Source organism: Cupriavidus sp. 01L415 (assembly GCF_056400065.1).
Window position 1 is genome coordinate 510,767 of record NZ_JBFTSP010000001.1, and the last position, 16,177, is coordinate 526,943.

Here is a 16,177-nt window from a genome sequence, read left to right on the forward strand (position 1 = left end):
GACATAGCCACCCAGAACATAAAAGGAGACAACGATGCAATTCACCACGCTGATCAAGACCCTGGCCGTCCCTGCTGCCCTGATGATGGCGGCAGGCCTGGCGTCGGCACAGAACTACCCGACGCGACCCGTCACCATCATCGTCCCGGCACCGGCCGGAGGCGGCATCGACCTGATCGCCCGTGTCGTCGGCGAAAAACTGTCGGTCAAGCTTGGGCAGCCCTTTATCGTCGAAAACCGTCCGGGTGCATCCAACAACCTGGGGACCGCGGTGCTGGCCAACGCCAAACCCGACGGCTACACCATCGGCATCGTGGGCGGCAGCCACAACATCAATAAATTCCTCTTCAAGAACCTTGGCTGGGATCCGGAAAAGAGCTTCGAGCCAATCGTCTACACCCATGAAATCCCGCTGGTGTTTGCGATCTATCCGAAACTTCCGGTCAAGACGATGCCCGAACTCGTCAACTGGATGAAGGCCAATCCCGCCGAGGCCAAGGTTGCCACCTCCGGCCGCGGCAGCGCCCAGGAGATGGCTGCGGAAATGTTCCGCATGGTGAGCGGCGTGCCCATGCTGCTGATTCCCTACAAGGGCTCGTCCGCCGCCCAGCCCGACCTCGTGGCAGGCCGCACGGTCCTCTACATCGACACCATCAGCGCCATCCAGGAACAGGTCAAGGCCGGCAACGTTCGCGCCGTCGCGGTATCGAGCCGAAACCGATCCAAAACCCTGCCCAATGTCCCGACGGCTGAAGAACAAGGTCTCAAGGGCTATGACGCCAGCACCAATGGCGGCTTCCTGGCGCCTGCGGGCACGCCGAAAGACATCGCGGCCAAACTCAACACCGAGATCAATGCCGCGTTGAAGCTGCCCGAGGTACGCGCCAAGCTGGAGGCCGCCGGCATCGAGGTCCAGGGCGGCACTGCGCAAGCTTATGCGGCACAGATCAAGTCAGATTTGGCGAAGTGGGGGAAGGTCGTCAAGGAAGCGGGAATCCAGCCGGAATAACGATGGCTCGGGCGGGCTTGTTCGGTGGCCGGCGCGCGCCGGCTCACGGTGCGCGTCATCGCGCGGCTTCCGAGCATGCCCGCAATGCCTGCAGGCAGAATTCGGCGACGACCTCGGCCATCTGGTCGACATCGAGCGGTTCGGCGGAGATGGTCGTCACACGCTCGTTGCTGGCCGTGAGCGTGGCAAGGCCGTGCGCGGCAATCCACACCGCGAACGCGAGTTTGTCTTCCGACAAGTGGGCCGGCGTCCGCCCTGCCAGGCATGCCTCCACGGCGTGCCGCACTCGCGAGAACGAGTTGCCGGCCGCCTCGATCAACTCCGGATATTCGTTGCGCCGTTCGATGGTGGGACCGAACATCAGGTGAAAGCGCGCAGGGTATGCCTGTGCAAACTCGGCGTAGCCCACCAGCAGCCCTCGCAGCCGGTCCGCCGGCGTCGCGTTCGGCAGCCTGGCCGCGCGGGTGCTCTTGAAATCCTTGAGTTCGCGAAACGCCTGCGCCGCAATCGCGGCCAGCAGGCCATTGCGATCGTGGAAATGATGGGACGGCGCGCCGGGCGACACCCCCGCGAGCTTCGCTGCCGTCCGCATGCTCATGGCGGGAATGCCTTCGGTATCCAGCAGATGCAGCCCCCAGGCAATCAGCGACGCACGCAGGTCGCCATGGTGCCACTGCCCTTCCGGCTTGGTCGCACCGCCCGGTGCCGCCTTGCGAGACCGGCGTTGCCGAACGGCGGCGTTGGAGTCTTGGGTCATGCCTGAACAGGAAAAGCAAGGGCCGCCATCTTACAAGGCGACCTGGCTATCTACGGGCTCCGATGCCTGCGCCGCCGAACGCCTGCGCAGCGCCGCCTTCACGGTGGCGTACTGCACGCAGAACAGCAGCCCCTTGGGTGCCGCCGGAAACACCGCGATGAAGGCCGGCCACGACGCCGCATGCCAGACCGCCACGACCACATTGAGCGCGGCCGACACCAGCATCAGCGCCGCCCAGACATAGCCGAAGAAGGTCATCTCGGGCTGCACGCGCGGGGCCACGGCGGGCGGAACGTAGCGGTTCATCCAACCCTTGCGCAGCATGACCAGGCCGATGATCAGGAACAGGACGCTGGGCTTGGCCATCACGAAACGCGGGGCCGACGTCAGCCACGTCGCCACCGACGACACCACGACCGACGCCAGGCTGATCCACTGAAGCACCGCCACGGGCCGCCGATGCATCAGTTCCCGGCCCACCACGGCCAGCGCCACCACCAGCCCCGCCAGCGTGGCGATCCGCACGTCCACGCCCAGTGCCATCAGCACCGCAAACACCAGGACGCCGAGTGTATCGAACACGACCGGTTTGGCCACACGCAAGAGCTGGCTCATGCGAACTCTCCTTCCACCCAATTGCCATGGAAGCCGAATGGCACGCGCTGTGGCAGCTCCACCGTCACCACGGGGCCGGCTTCCATGTCGCGCGCGTCGAAAACCAGCAGCTCGCTGGAATTTGAGGCGCCGCGCCACACCACGGCCAGGATCCAGCCGTCGCCTTCCTCGATGCCGCGCGGCACGAACACCGGTTCCGACGTGGCGTCGTCCGATGGCAGCCAGCAGGTGCGCCACGCACCTGTCGAGGCGTCGATATGGACAATGCCGCTCAACCCCTCCTCGCCGGGCCTGGACGCCGCGAACCAGCCATGCCGGTATGGACGCCCCGCGAAGCGCTCGTCGATACGCGGAAATTCGCCCGGGATATTGCACAGGCGCTCGCTTGTGAACGCATCGCATCCGTCGGCGAGGTCGAAGGTCCAGCGGGCCAGGTAGGCCTGTTGCCGCGAGGGTTCGCCGGGCGATCCGTCGGGGCCTGGAAACATCGGCGCTTCGTCGTAGACCATCACATCGGCCACCAGCGCGTGGTCGGTCTCCCAGGCGTTCATCGCGTGAAATACATAGCAGGCGGGGCCTTCATACCAGCGCAGGTCCGCCACAGGCGCGTCGCGACGCATGACGCCGATCATCGCCGCGCGGCCGGCCTCGAACGCATAGGCCGGCAGCCCCTTCTCCGCCCGCTCGCGGCTGCCGGTCAGGGGCAGGATCGGTATCAGCAGATGCCGCGACGTCATCATGAAGTCGTGCACCATGCTGCAATACGGCGCATCGAACTTCGAATAGCGCGCGAGGCGCCCGTCGGGGCCAATCGTGCCCACCGTGATGCCGCGCGTGAGCGGCCCATCGGCGTTGTAGCCAAAGAAAAACATTTCCCCGGTCTGCGGATCGATCTTCGGGTGGGCCGTGAAGGGGCCCTGCTGCGCGCCATAGTCCGCATAACCCAGGGTGTCCAGCGTGCGCGGCGCCATCAGAGTGGGCCGGTGCCCTTCTTCCAGTGCCAGCAACCGGTTGGCGTGCCAGACGATATTTGTGTTGGCGACGCCCCGGTCATCGCCCACCCATTCGGGCGCGTCCGGCACCTTGCCGGCGAACGTCCGGAACAGCGCGCGCCCGGCCCGGTCCTCGTCCAGCCACTTCGGCGTGCGGACCCATCGGTTGCGATAGGCGGCGCGGCCATTGGCCAGCGAAATGGCATGGATCATGCCGTCGCCGCCAAACCAGTGCGTCGCAGGCGTCGGAAAACGGGGATTGGGGCCATTGCGAAACAGCGTGCCCGTGAGCGCTGGCGGCAGTTCGCCACGAATAACCAGGCTGGACGACTCGATCTCCCGCGCCACCGGCGCAAAGTTGCCGACCGACCATATGCTCTCCGGAGCACTTGTATTTTCTTCGCTCATGCCCGTCTCCCGTTGAACTAATCACTGCATAGTTCGCGGTATTGAAGGTGCCCGATAGCGACAAGTCAAGGAGATTGTTGTGGGAGGACGCGGCGCGGAGCGGCGCCGGGATGGAAAAATCAACGGCTGCTTCGGATCGAAAGAGACGATTGTCCCGCTACCGCCGGGCGTCCTCGCGGCAGCGCTCGGCCGAACGACGGTTTGGCACCGTGCGCCCCGTGCATATACTGACATTTCCTCGACCGTTCTCCGCAACGCCAGGATGCGGCGGTGACGACGGCTGATGCCAACGCGCAGCGCGCACAGGCATGTCCAACCGATTGACCCGGCTGGGCATCCGGATGCCGACAGTGAACCAGCAATGGAGACGATGATGGACAAAGCCGATCACCGGAAGCCGCTCTACAAATCCCTCTACTTCCAGGTCATCACCGCCATTATTCTCGGCGTCATCCTCGGCCATTTCTATCCGCACGCCGGCGAGGCGATGAAGCCACTGGGGGATGGCTTCATCAAGCTGATCAAGATGATCATCGCGCCGATCATCTTCTGCACGGTCGTGGTAGGCATCGCCGGCATGGAGGACATGAAGAAGGTCGGCAAGACCGGCGGGCTGGCGTTGCTGTACTTCGAGGTCGTGAGCAGTATTGCCCTGCTGGTTGGCTTGTTGATCATCAACATCGTCAAACCCGGCGCCGGCATGAACGTCGACGCATCCACCCTCGACACGAAGGGCATCGCCGCCTACACCGGGCCCGGCAAACTGGAAGGCACGGTCGATTTCCTGCTGCACGTCATCCCGAACACGGTGGTGGATGCCTTTGCCAAGGGTGAGATCCTCCAGGTGCTGCTGTTCGCGGTGATGTTCGGCTTCGCGCTGCACAGGTTCGGCGGCCGCGGCACGCTAGTGTTCGACTTCATCGAGAAGTTCTCGCACGTGCTGTTCACCATTGTCGGCTACATCATGAAGGTCGCCCCGATTGGTGCCTTCGGCGCCATGGCCTTCACCATCGGCAAGTACGGCGTGGGCTCGCTGTTGCAGCTTGGCGAGCTGATGGCGACCTTCTACGCCACCAGCCTGTTTTTCATCTTCGTCGTGCTGGGCACCATCGCCCGGGTGCACGGCTTCTCGATCTGGAAATTCATCAAGTACATCAAGGAGGAATTGCTGATCGTGCTGGGCACGTCGTCGTCGGAATCCGTGTTGCCGCGGATGATGGCCAAGCTGGAGAACCTGGGCGCGCGCAAGTCCGTCGTCGGACTGGTGATCCCGACCGGCTACTCCTTCAACCTCGATGGCACCTCCATCTACTTGACGATGGCGGCGGTGTTCATCGCCCAGGCAACCAACACCGACATGACCCTGACGCAGCAACTCACGCTGCTCGCCGTGCTGCTGCTGACCTCCAAGGGCGCCGCCGGCGTCACCGGGAGTGGTTTCATCGTGCTGGCGGCCACGCTGTCGGCGGTGGGGCATGTTCCGGTGGCGGGGCTGGCCCTGATTCTCGGCATTGACCGCTTCATGTCGGAGGCGCGCGCGCTGACCAATCTGATCGGCAACGGCGTGGCCACGGTGGTCGTGGCGAAATGGACCGGTGATCTCGATATCGAGCGGATGCACCGCAGGCTGGATGGCGAGTCGGACATCGAGGCCGACGAGCCGGAAGTGGTGCTCGACCAGACCGCGGCCCATATGCCGGTGGCCGACACCACGATCAGCCGGTGAGCAAGTCCGGCTTCAGCGTCCCATCCGGCGGTCGTAGCTGCGTGAGACGCGGTCGAGCAGTCCGGAATCGCGCGGGTTGGCGGCGTTGAATTCCACGCGCACGCTGCCGTCACCCTGCTGGCGGACACTGGCCGTCACGGTGTCGCCCCCTTGCGTGCCAACGACGATGCCGCTGCCGGGGTCCTGGTTGGTGACCGTCAGGCCCTGGTCCCGCATGGCGTCCGCGGCCGCGTAGAACGAACGGTCGTAGCTGGCCGGCGCCCCCGCCGGGGCCGGGTATCCGTAGTAAGTGCAGCCCGGCAGCGCGAGCATGGCAGCGAATACCAGGGCAATAGGCGTGCGCATCATGATGACATCCTCCTATAGTCGAGGCGGAGGCCAGGGCTGAACCCTGGCCTGGCGCGCCGATGCCAGCAAAAGTGCCTCAAATTCCTTCCGGCACCGATGGAGGCAACTGTCCACCACCGTCACGGCGCTGTCAATCAGGCGCGAATCAGACTCGAAGCCGGCTCAGGCGAGCCGGCCTCCGTGCACGGGCGCGCCGCCAATCGGCATGTCGATGCACAGGATGGTGCCCGTGGTCGATTCGGTCATGAGCAGCGTCTTGCCGTCTTCGCCGCCGAAGCAAAGGTTGGTCAGCGATGCGCCGGTCGGACTACGAATCACCTCCACAGGCTCGGCGCGATGATTGAGAACCCAGACATAGCCGAGCCCGGGGTTCGCCACCAGCAGATGCCCGTCCAAACGCATGACGAGGCCGTCGGGGCCGCTCGGCCCGTAGGACGTGAAGAACTGGCCGACCTTGCTCACCGAACCATCCGCCTGCAATGGCACGCGCCAGACGCAATTGCCACGTGTCATCGCGACAAACAGCACCTTTTCGTCCGGCGACAGCACCAATCCGTTCGGGCTGGGGGCATTGGCCAGAAGGAGGTCGAGCTTGCCCCCCGGGCTCAGGCGATACACGCGACCGGCAGGATCATGCATGCCGGTCTGGCCCTGGTCGGTGAAATAGAGATTGCCCGCCGAATCGAACGTCAGATCGTTGACGCCGCGGAACCGCTCCGAATTCCTGCGCTCGAGGAAAGGGCTCACGTTGCCCGTCCTGATATCCAGGCGAACCAGGCCGTTGCGATAGTCGGTGATCAGGAAGTCCCCGCCGGCCAGGCGCTTCATGCCATTCGGCTCGCCGTCATACTCCGCGACGAGTTCCCAGTCGCCCTGCATCGACACGCGGAACACGCGGCCATAGGGAATATCGGTCACCCAGAGATGGTCATCGGCCCACACCGGCCCTTCGAGGAACGAGTCGATGGTGGCCCCGCCGCGATTGGCGTGCGTCCACGCATTGTCCTTGTCGTGCCGACGGAATGAATCCGGAAGCGTTGTCAGCACCTTTGCGTCACGCACGACGGGTTGCTGGGCGAGAAACATGGCTGGCTCCTGGCTTATTGCTTTTCGATCTGGGCCCGCTGGGCGACGGGAGCCCACTGCGCGGTTTCCCGCTGGATCAGTTGCGCAAACGCGGGGCTGTCCATATTGCCTGGCTGCGCGCCCATCGACGCCAGGAATGACTTCATGTCGGGGGCCAGGAGCGCCTTGTGAATCTCGGCTTGCAACCGGGTCACGACATCGGCTGGCGTGCCCTTCGGTGCAGCCAGGCCGGACCAGTTGAACAGGCTGAAGGCGGGGACGCCGGCTTCCGCAAAGGTCGGAACGCCCGGAAACACATCCACCCGGCTCTTTCCGCTGATGCCCAGCAGACGCATCTGTTTGCCTTTCACGGGCGCCAGCGCGGTCGGCGTCGACACGACCAGCAGATCTACGCTGCCGGACAGCAGCCCGACCATGGCTTCGCCCGCGCCCTTGTACGGAACGTGCATCAGCTTGATGCCCGCCGCCTGCTGGAACGCCTCGGCGGCGAAATGCGGCGAACTGCCCGGGCCGCCGGTTCCGAATGTCACCTCTCCCGGATGTGCCTTGGCGTAGCTCACCAGCGAGGCGAGATCCTTGAAACGCGAATCGGCCTTGACGCCGAGCACGACCGGCGAGAACGCGAACGGCGCGATCGGCACCAGCGCCGTTTGGTGATCCCAGTTCAGCTTCTTGAAGACATAGGGCAGCGTCGTATAGGAATTGTCGTTCGCCAGCAGCGTGTAGCCGTCGGCCGCCGCGTTGACGACCTGTGACGTCCCAATCGTGCCCGATGCTCCCGGCTTGTTCTCGACCACAAAGCTCTGCCCGGTCTGCTCGGTCAGCTTCTGGGCGATCTTGCGGGTCACCACGTCAACGGCGCCGCCGGGAGGATTTGGCACGACGATCCGCACCGGCTTGTCGGGGTAAGCCGCGGCGGCGGGTGCCATGCCAGTGCACAAGAGCGTCGCCATGATGACGACGTAAGCAACTGTTCGGTGAATCATGATGTTGTCCCCTGGTGCCGCGGCAGACGCGTCTATCTTGCCGCGACACGCTTGTTTTGACTATCGGAATGCGCCCTGCGGCACTTACGCGGGCTGGTTCGCGTGCTGCAGGACCGCAAGCACGTTCCTTGCGGCGCCCACCCCGATGTTGACGTAGGCCGCGTCGCTGACGCCTCCGATGTGCGGAGACAGGATGAGGTTGGGAATCTCGCGAAACGCGTGCAACGCGGGCATCGGCTCGATGGCAAAGCTGTCCAGGCCGGCGGCGTACAACTGGCCCTTTTGCAGGGCTTCGACCAGCGCTGGTTCGTCGACAAGACCGCCGCGCGCCGTGTTGACGAGGATCGCGCCATGCTTGAACGTCGCCAGCGTCTCGCGGTTCAGCATGCCGCGATTCTCTTCCGTCAGCGGGCAGTGCAGCGACACCACGTCCGATTCCCGGTACAACTGCGGCAGGTCCACGAGCGTCACGCCGTCCGGCGCCGTCTTTGCATAGGGATCGAAGGCGATGACGCGCATGCCGGTGGCGACGCCGATCGCCGCGGCGCGACGGCCAATCTCGCCGAGCCCGACAATGCCGAGCGTGCGTCCGTTCAGCTCGATCGTCTTGTGGGTCGCCTTGTCCCAGTGCCCGCCGTGCATCCGGTCGTTCAGGAAGGGGACGGCCTTGGCACACGCGAGGATCAGCGCCCACGCATGCTCCGCCACCGCGGCGGCGTTCGCGCCAACGGCTGCCTTCACCGCAATGCCCCGCTCGGCCGCAGCCTGCTGGTCGATCACATCGATGCCGCTCCCGTGCTTCGAAATCACCTTGAGCGACGGCGCCGCGTCCATGACGCCGGCGCCGACCTTGCCGTAGCGCACGATGATGGCGACGGGATCCTTCTCACGCGCCAGCGACACGATGGCGTCCTCGGCTGGCTGCTTGCCGGCGAAGCAGACTTCAAAGTCCGCGAGCAGATGCAGGGCCTCCGGCGCGAGATCGTTCCCCGTGACCAGGACGGCGGGCTTCTTGATTCCGGTCACAGCGATTCCCCCTCGGCCAGGACACCCGCCGCGCGCAGTTCGCCGTCCAGCCAGCCCGGGCGCAGGTCACCGGCCTTGATGGCGGCGATGCGTCGGGCTTCGGCATCCACCTTCTTCTGCGCCAGTTCGAGAATGGCGGGCACGTCTTCACGCGGGATGACCACGACCCCGTCGGCGTCGCCAACGATCAGGTCGCCGGGGTTGATCGCCACACCGGCCACCGACGCGGGCCAGTTCACCAGGCCGCCAATGGCCTTGGTCGGGCCGCACGGGTTGGTGCCAGCGGAGAAAACCGGAAACTTGCCATGGGCCAGCTCATGCGAGTCACGCACGGCCGCGTCGATGACGAAGCCTGCAACGCCGGATTCCTGCGCCTGGGTCGCCATGATCTCGCCGCACAGGGCGGCGGTCTGGTCGCCCTTTCCGTCGACAACGATCACATCGCCCGGCTTTGCAATGGCCAGGGCCACGTGAAACATGAGGTTGTCGCCCGGGCGGACTTCCACGGTCAGTGCGGGGCCGGCGATCTTCATCGAAGCCGACAGGCCTTGTACGCGCGCATTCAGCGTGCCGCGACGGCCCACGACGTCGGCCAGGATGGCGGCCTGAAATTGCGACGCACGCGCCACCAGTTCGGGCGAGACGCGCTCATATTCGCGACGAATCGCGGGAGATGCTTTGGCTTGGGTGCTCATGTACGACTCCAGATATTGCAGACACAGGGATTACTTGGTGGAAGCGGTCTTCCACAGGCCTTCGAACTTGCCGCGCTGCATGGCCATGTGCTGGCTCCACGCCGCGCCGGACAAATAGGAGATGCCGCGCGCCTCGTTGACGGCGCGCGCCAGGAATTCGGGGTCCCTGGTCGTGGCTTCGATGGCGGCCTGCAGACGCTTGCTGACGTCCGGCGGCAAGCCGCGCGGCGCGGCGAAGCCACGTTCGGAAGAGATCACGATGTCGAGCTTCTGCTCGCGGGCGGTCGGCACATCGGCCACGCTTTGACGGCGCGCCTCGCCGAGCTGGGCCAGGATCTTCACGTCCTTCGACGCGCGATCGGCCTCGGTGTATTCGGTCGTGCTCATGGCCATCACGTCGATGTGATGACCGAGCAGGCTGGTCTTGGTCTGCGACGTGCCGGCGAACGGAATGTGGTTGACCTTGGCGCCCGTGGACTGCTGCAGCGCCAGCGCCGCCATGTGCCCGTTGGTGCCAATGCCGTTGCTGCCCATCGACAGGCCTTCAGGGTTGGCCTTGAGCTTCGCCACGAGGTCGGCCATGGAAGTCAGCTTGCTGTCCCCTGCCACCACGAACATCGCGGGGTCATCGATCACGCGGGCCAGCGGAACGATCGCAGCGGGTTCGTACTTCGGCTTGCGCTGGATGGGAATGGTGAGGAAGGACGGCGTGGAAATGATCCCGAGCGTGTAGCCATCCGCGGCGGCGCGCGATAGCCCCACATAGGCAATCTCGCCGGACGCGCCGGGCTTGTTCACCACGACGATGCGCGCCTTGCCGCCCAGGTGTTTTTGCAGGTACGGCGCCATCGCACGCGCCAGCAGGTCGGTGCCGCCACCTGCCGCAAAGCCGACATAAACCTCGATGGGCCGGTCGTCCGGCCAGGCCGCATGGGCCGACATCGATGTGGCCGCAAGGGCCACCAGAAGAAGGGATCGCGTCGAACGCATTCGTTGTCTCCGTGTTGCGTTGTACTCTGTACAACGTCGTTGTATTTCCGTGAGACAAATATAATCCGATCACGCTGCCATTCCATTTATCGTTTACCCGTGTACGATACAAAATGCCGTTGTACATCGTACAATGCAAAAAATCTGCACTGGAACGATCTATGAGTAACCACGGGGTAGCTGCAGTCGAGAAAGCGCTCGGCCTGCTCGACTGTTTCCGGCTGGGCGCGGAGATGCTGTCACTCGCGCAACTGTCCGCCGCGTCCGGCATGCACAAGACGACCGTCTTCCGCCTGTTGAATTCACTGGAACGGATGAGCTACGTGGTGCGCGCGGCGGACGGCCGCTATACGCTCGGCCCGCGCGTGCTCTACCTCGGCAAGCTGTACGAGCAGTCGTTCCAGCTCGGCTCGGTCATCGAACCCGTTCTCCAGGACCTCGCGGCCGCGACGAAGGAGAGCGCCTCCTATTACGTGCTTCACGGCGACGAGCAGCGGATGTGCCTGTATCGTGCCGAACCGAGTGAAGGCCTCCGCGAAACGCGGCTGCCCGGCACCATCCTTCCGCTCGATGACACCGCGATCGGGTCGGTGCTGAAGTTCTGGGGCAAGGGCGAGGAAACCGCGCAGAAAGCCGACCCGCTCCCGTGGTTCACCTCTGGTGCGCGCGACGTCTATACGGCCGCGTTCGCCACCCCGCTTTTTGGCGCCGGCGACAAGTTCATGGCAGCGCTGGCGCTTTCGGGTCCGGCTTCAAGACTGGAAGCTGCCGATCGCGCCGAAATCGTGCGCGTGCAGCTGGTTGCCGCCACCAAGCTGTCACGCATGCTCGGGGCGAGCCCAGGCTGGTGCGAGCGCATCTATGGAGAGCGGGCATCGCAAAAACCATGACTGTGCTTTTCCAGCGCGTCGAATGACTCCCTTGCGCCGCTTCCGTAATCAGTTCTGGCAACGGTATGCATGATGCGTCCCTCCACAGGCATGGCCCCGGATTTCGCGCAGTCGCGCGAAGATGCGCAACAGGACTAGTCTGGTTGCCACGCGCATAACGAGGGCTCTGCCGGAGATTGATAGCGCATCGATGCGGAGCGAGAATCAGGCACCACGCTGCCAGAGCGTCCCGCGCACGACCCCGGTCGACTTGTCAGGAGTTCTAGATGGACACTTCCTTCCACCACTTCTCCGATCTGTTCGCGCAGCTCGGCCTGCCATCCGAAGAGGCCGACATTCGCGCCTTCATTGCCAAACACTCCCCGCTCTCGCAGGACATTGATCTATGGGAGGCGCCATTCTGGACGCCGGCCCAGGCGACTCTGCTGCGCGATGAGTTCATCGAGGATGCCGACTGGGTGGAGACCGTGGACCAGTTGAATCTCGCGCTGCGCGCGCCGGCTTGAGCGGCGCGGAAGCCAGCTTTCATTCATGATTCCCGGGCGGTGGAATCGCGCTCATTCACCGCAACACTGACGAGCGTTCACCGACGCCGAAACGGAGGGTTCACGCGCGCCCTCTGATCTCATATGGGCCGACAACGTGTCGATCAGGGGGCAAGACGTCTCATTGCCATGGGTGTGGCATTGCCCGATGAGAGTCTTCAGTTCCGCGCGCAATCGCCGCAGATCCTTCAATCTCTCTTCCACAAGCGTGAGCTTTTGTTCGGCCAGCGCGCGGGCCGTGCCGCACGTGTTGCCATCGTTCTGTCGCAGCAGTATTCGGACTTCATCCAGGGTGAAGCCGAGCGACTGGGCCTGGCGAATGAAATGAAGCCGCTGCAGGCTCTGTTCCGAATACTGGCGAATGGCGCCATAGGCGCGTTCCGGCACCGGCAGCAACCCGCACCGCTGGTAGTAGCGCACCGTCTCCACGCCAACACCAGCCGCCCTGGCCAGCTTCCCGATTGTCAGTGTGTGCTCCATCGCTTGACTCCGTACCTGGGTACGGACCTAGGCTAGGCGTAAACAGCGCATATGGGAAGGACGGATTGCATGTCGATGGGCAACGCCGGGGATCAGGTCGCCAGCCATGGTGGCCGCCTGCCGTCAGTTGCTGATCGGCGGTGAGGTATAGAGACATGATGAACGCCGTCAAGCTGCAATCCATCATCACCTGCCCCGAGTGCGCGCATGCAAAAGAAGAAACCATGCCTATCGATGCCTGCCAGTGGTGCTATGAGTGCGAGCGCTGCCACGCGATGCTAAGGCCCAAGGCTGGTGATTGCTGCGTCTTCTGTTCGTATGGCACCGAAAGGTGTCCGCCCATGCAGCAGCAGTCTTGTTCGTGCTGTTTGGCGACAGCTGGGACGCCGCGCTGACTCGCATCACCCCGCAGGCGACGGTCGTTCCGGCCCGGAAGCCAGGCGGGCGCGATCAATAAAACGGGTGTACGAAACGGCAACACTGCTGTTGCCGGCGCAGGTGCAGCGCTGCATGACACATAGCCTCGATGCGGTTCCTTTCGGTAGATCCCGGCCCTTACCCAGCCACGCTTGTCCACGGTAACGCGTTTTTGCTCGTTAGTACGCCACGCCCGCAATACGTCACGGTACGTCGCGGGACATTCAGGGGGGCTCTATGCAATCGCGGATCATTCGTGTTCTACCCGCGGAGCGTGGTTGGGCACTGGAGTTCGGCGGCCTCGATATCAAGACCCAGATATTTCCGACGATGGAAGCGGCAATCGCCGCCGGTTGGGACGTAGCCAGGCGAGAGAACGCCGAATTGCACATCCATCGTCACGACGGCGACGTGCACCTGCGCGCCGCATGCGGTGACAAGGAACAGGAGCCGCAGCGGTGACGCCGCCCTAGCCCGACCGCATATCGGCCATGGCAGTGCTGGCGTCGGATCTCGGGTTTCCCCCACTTCTGGGTGCGGATCGCGGTGAGACAATCCTGCCGTGTCGCACGGCCCAGGCATCGTGGCGACGCACCGATCGCAGGCCAACCAAAGGAAGAAAAACATGCGTCGCTATGCCGCTCTTGCCGCTGTCGCGGTCGCTTTTGCTTGTGGTTACCTTGCCGCCCACATGGGACTGCCGCCGGCCCACGCGCAAACCCCGCCTGCCACGCTGGCGCCGCAGATCATCAACCTCGCGGCCATGACCAATGAAGACATCGGGCCGCAGGTTCCCAATATGGGCACGCTGCGTACGAAAGGTCTGGTGGCGACACCACACGGGACCATTGCCGTGCAATCCGGCAACGTTCCCAAGCACTTCCATAACAGCGCCGACGAGATCCAGTACGTCATTTCGGGCAAGGGCACATTCTGGCTGGGCACCGAGCAGCGCGAGGTCGGCCCCGGTGACCTGATTGTCATTCCCAAGGGCGCCGCCCACGCGGGTTCGATCGCCACCAGCGGCGAATTCAAGGCACTGGCAATCAAGTTGCCACCGCAGGCCGCCGGCGATACGCACCTGCTGCCCTGATACCTCCACACATGAGGCAGCGACTCTGGCTCCCCCAAGCCGAGTCGCTGCCAGACCGGATTCGCAGTCGCAATTTCCCCGCAGATGCCCCGAAGATGTCCGTAAGGCCCATGGCAAGCTGACGGCGGCCAGCCGCTGCTCAGCTGCATCGCAACGTGGCGAGACCCGCAGCCTTACACATGAAAAAATCGACTTATCTGACGATGATTAATTCATTTTGTGAATCGGAGTGACGTCGCTACACTGAGTCCTGTACCGCAACAACACCGGTACATCAGCCCCCGGGCAACCCCAGGCAAACATCCATCCAGATTCATCCTTCCGATAACGACGCTCACACCGTCGTGCTGGTGTCCTGCGCGTCGAAATCGTGGCGCCCAGCACATCCCCATAGAAATGCACAGAATGAAACTCCTCGCTCTCTCTTCGCTTGCCGCGGCGCTCCTCGCGTCGACCCTCTCTTGCGCCGCACACGCAGCCGACGTCAACAATCCAATCCATCCCTTGACGCGCGCCGAAGTGCGTGCGGACCTTGAGGCGTGGCAGCGTGCAGGCCTCGCCGACGAATGGCGCGGTGATGGCACGCCGGACATCTACAGCGCGGAATACCTGCGAAAAATGGCCACCTATGAACGCCTGCGAGCGACCTGGAGTGCCTCGCCTACACGTTGACCGACCGGGGACCGAGCGCCCGGGACCGCTCCCTGGCTTTGGCGGATGCCGCAGTTTGGAGATGAAGGCGCTCAACTGATGATGGCGGCCTTTCTGGCGCGCGTTCTTTACGCAACGCCGGGGGCCGCCCCCGTCATCCCGGCATGGGGATGCCTATAATGCACACCGGCCGCATCCCCACGATGGTGGAGCCGGCACGCCGAAACCTCCCCACCCTTCCATCCGCCCGCCATGCGCCATCTTCCCCATCGTCTTGCCCAGGCCACCCTACTGTTTGCGATGACCGCCGGCCTTGCCGTCGCCACCTCGGCCGCGCTCGCGCCCGTCGCCCATGCGCAGCCTGCGCCGGTGGTCTGGCAAATGGCCACCGAATACCCCGCGACGTCGATGCCGGGCGAGGGACTGACCACGTTTGCGCAGGAGGTTGCCGCCCGCACGCAGGGCGCGATGGCCCCGCAACCGAGCTTCGACGCCAGCGCGGGATTCAAGTCCGCGCAGATGCCGGCCGCGATCCGCGACGGCAAGCTACAAGCCGGCGACGCGTTCGGCGGTGCGCTGGGCGAGGTCGATCCGATTTTCCTGCTGTCGTCACTGCCGTTTGTGGCGACGTCCGTTGACCGCGCACACCGGCTGGCCGACCTGGCCCGCGCGCACTATGCGCGCGCCTTCGAGAAACAGGGCCAGCATCTGCTCTACATCACGCCCTGGCCGCCCACAGGCCTGTGGTCGCGCAATCCCGTGAACACGCTGGAAGATCTGCGCGCGCTGTCGGTGCGCGCCTATGACGAGACCTCGGCCGAGGTCATGCGCGCGGCGGGGGCGAAGGCGCAGAACCTATCGTTTGCCGACGCCATGCCGCACCTGAAGGACGGCTCGGTGAGCGCTGTGCTGTCGTCCGGCGATGGCGGCGCCGGCCGCAAGCTGTGGGACTACCTGCCCTGCTTCACGGCCATCGGTTATGCCATGCCGTTGTCGTTCACGACCGTCAACGCCGCCGCATGGCAGGCGCTGACGCCAGCCCAGCGGGATGTAGTGACCACCGCGGCCAGGGCGACGGAAGACAAGCAGTGGCTGCGACTGAACACGCGGCTGGCTGAGAACACCGCCCGCATGCGTGCCAACGGCGTAACGATCCAGGACAATCCGGCGCCGGCCGTGCAGCAGGCGCTGCGCGACGCCGGACAGAGCGCGGTGGCAATCTGGCAATCGCGCGTGGGCGAGCGCGGCGCGGCATTGCTGAAGACCTACCTCAGTGCGGAAGCCGGACTCCGTTAGCAGCTAGCTGCTAGCGATGGGAAGCCGGAACGAGCGACCTGGGCACCAACGGTTTTCGACGCGCCAATGCTGTTGGTTGTGCCGGCGCTCGAGGACTTCCACGACCGGTATCCGGACATAGCGCTGACCATGCTTGCCAATCGACCCGGACATGTCCGCGCGCAACT

Annotated in this window: 19 protein-coding genes; 9 read left to right on the plus strand and 10 right to left on the minus strand. The window is 64.4% G+C overall.

The features are described 5' to 3' along the window. Positions 1-34: 34 nt before the first annotated feature. The gene (locus AC1DOX_RS02335; protein ID WP_092137981.1) at positions 35-1,009 is read left to right on the plus strand and encodes a Bug family tripartite tricarboxylate transporter substrate binding protein; all 975 of its coding nucleotides are present in this window, start codon (positions 35-37) and stop codon (positions 1,007-1,009) included. A gap of 55 nt (positions 1,010-1,064) precedes the next feature. Here AC1DOX_RS02335 and AC1DOX_RS02340 read toward each other — a convergent pair whose 3' ends face one another. The 3 genes from AC1DOX_RS02340 to AC1DOX_RS02350 are packed head-to-tail and all read right to left on the minus strand — an operon-like array spanning position 1,065 to position 3,781. Then, positions 1,065-1,766, minus strand: a complete 702-nt coding sequence (locus AC1DOX_RS02340; protein WP_441617724.1) for a TetR/AcrR family transcriptional regulator — start codon at positions 1,764-1,766, stop codon at positions 1,065-1,067. Between the two features lie 30 nt (positions 1,767-1,796). Beyond that, positions 1,797-2,381, minus strand: coding sequence for a septation protein IspZ (locus AC1DOX_RS02345; RefSeq protein WP_441617726.1), 585 nt, complete (start codon positions 2,379-2,381; stop codon positions 1,797-1,799). Continuing rightward, a complete protein-coding gene (locus AC1DOX_RS02350) occupies positions 2,378-3,781 on the minus strand; it encodes a carotenoid oxygenase family protein (protein ID WP_441617728.1) in 1,404 nt (467 codons plus the stop codon). Before AC1DOX_RS02350 ends, AC1DOX_RS02345 begins: the two co-directional genes overlap by 4 nt. A gap of 373 nt (positions 3,782-4,154) precedes the next feature. Here AC1DOX_RS02350 and AC1DOX_RS02355 point away from each other — a divergent pair, with 373 nt between their 5' ends. Next, the gene (locus AC1DOX_RS02355) at positions 4,155-5,507 is read left to right on the plus strand and encodes a dicarboxylate/amino acid:cation symporter (protein WP_441618036.1); all 1,353 of its coding nucleotides are present in this window, start codon (positions 4,155-4,157) and stop codon (positions 5,505-5,507) included. Between the two features lie 12 nt (positions 5,508-5,519). Here AC1DOX_RS02355 and AC1DOX_RS02360 read toward each other — a convergent pair whose 3' ends face one another. The 6 genes from AC1DOX_RS02360 to AC1DOX_RS02385 form a co-directional block, all read right to left on the minus strand. Further along, positions 5,520-5,852: a hypothetical protein gene (locus AC1DOX_RS02360; protein WP_441618038.1), complete on the minus strand. Its 333-nt coding sequence runs from the start codon at positions 5,850-5,852 to the stop codon at positions 5,520-5,522. 165 nt (positions 5,853-6,017) lie between these two features. After that, on the minus strand, positions 6,018-6,941 hold the full coding sequence (locus AC1DOX_RS02365) for an SMP-30/gluconolactonase/LRE family protein (RefSeq protein ID WP_441617730.1): 924 nt from the start codon (positions 6,939-6,941) through the stop codon (positions 6,018-6,020). 14 nt (positions 6,942-6,955) lie between these two features. Continuing rightward, positions 6,956-7,927, minus strand: a complete 972-nt coding sequence (locus AC1DOX_RS02370) for a Bug family tripartite tricarboxylate transporter substrate binding protein (protein WP_441617732.1) — start codon at positions 7,925-7,927, stop codon at positions 6,956-6,958. 84 nt (positions 7,928-8,011) lie between these two features. Then, on the minus strand, positions 8,012-8,953 hold the full coding sequence (locus AC1DOX_RS02375; RefSeq protein WP_477112278.1) for an NAD(P)-dependent oxidoreductase: 942 nt from the start codon (positions 8,951-8,953) through the stop codon (positions 8,012-8,014). After that, positions 8,950-9,648, minus strand: a complete 699-nt coding sequence (locus AC1DOX_RS02380; RefSeq protein ID WP_092137989.1) for an RraA family protein — start codon at positions 9,646-9,648, stop codon at positions 8,950-8,952. Before AC1DOX_RS02380 ends, AC1DOX_RS02375 begins: the two co-directional genes overlap by 4 nt. Positions 9,649-9,678: 30 nt before the next feature. Then, positions 9,679-10,638: a tripartite tricarboxylate transporter substrate binding protein gene (locus AC1DOX_RS02385; protein WP_441617736.1), complete on the minus strand. Its 960-nt coding sequence runs from the start codon at positions 10,636-10,638 to the stop codon at positions 9,679-9,681. 161 nt (positions 10,639-10,799) lie between these two features. Between AC1DOX_RS02385 and AC1DOX_RS02390 the strand changes: the two genes are divergently transcribed. Together AC1DOX_RS02390 and AC1DOX_RS02395 are read left to right on the plus strand one after the other, a co-directional pair. After that, the gene (locus AC1DOX_RS02390; protein ID WP_441618040.1) at positions 10,800-11,528 is read left to right on the plus strand and encodes an IclR family transcriptional regulator; all 729 of its coding nucleotides are present in this window, start codon (positions 10,800-10,802) and stop codon (positions 11,526-11,528) included. A gap of 266 nt (positions 11,529-11,794) precedes the next feature. Next, a complete protein-coding gene (locus tag AC1DOX_RS02395) occupies positions 11,795-12,034 on the plus strand; it encodes a DUF2789 domain-containing protein (protein WP_092137992.1) in 240 nt (79 codons plus the stop codon). A 51-nt stretch (positions 12,035-12,085) separates the two neighbouring features. On the opposite strand, the gene AC1DOX_RS02400 is transcribed toward AC1DOX_RS02395, so the two are convergent. Continuing rightward, positions 12,086-12,553 carry a MerR family transcriptional regulator gene (locus tag AC1DOX_RS02400; protein ID WP_441617739.1) on the minus strand — a complete coding sequence of 156 codons (468 nt, stop codon included), beginning with the start codon at positions 12,551-12,553 and terminating at the stop codon, positions 12,086-12,088. Between the two features lie 158 nt (positions 12,554-12,711). Here AC1DOX_RS02400 and AC1DOX_RS02405 point away from each other — a divergent pair, with 158 nt between their 5' ends. From AC1DOX_RS02405 to AC1DOX_RS02425, 5 genes are all read left to right on the plus strand, one after another. Next, positions 12,712-12,948: a GDCCVxC domain-containing (seleno)protein gene (locus AC1DOX_RS02405; protein ID WP_441618042.1), complete on the plus strand. Its 237-nt coding sequence runs from the start codon at positions 12,712-12,714 to the stop codon at positions 12,946-12,948. Positions 12,949-13,207: 259 nt separating this feature from the next. Further along, complete coding sequence (locus AC1DOX_RS02410) at positions 13,208-13,432, plus strand: DUF2188 domain-containing protein (RefSeq protein WP_441617741.1); 225 nt, start codon at positions 13,208-13,210, stop codon at positions 13,430-13,432. A 163-nt stretch (positions 13,433-13,595) separates the two neighbouring features. Further along, on the plus strand, positions 13,596-14,063 hold the full coding sequence (locus AC1DOX_RS02415) for a cupin domain-containing protein (protein ID WP_441617743.1): 468 nt from the start codon (positions 13,596-13,598) through the stop codon (positions 14,061-14,063). 405 nt (positions 14,064-14,468) lie between these two features. Beyond that, entirely contained in the window at positions 14,469-14,735 is a 267-nt protein-coding gene (locus AC1DOX_RS02420) for a DUF4148 domain-containing protein (protein WP_441617745.1), read from the plus strand. A gap of 279 nt (positions 14,736-15,014) precedes the next feature. After that, the gene (locus AC1DOX_RS02425) at positions 15,015-16,010 is read left to right on the plus strand and encodes a TRAP transporter substrate-binding protein (protein WP_441618044.1); all 996 of its coding nucleotides are present in this window, start codon (positions 15,015-15,017) and stop codon (positions 16,008-16,010) included. Positions 16,011-16,177 lie beyond the last annotated feature (167 nt).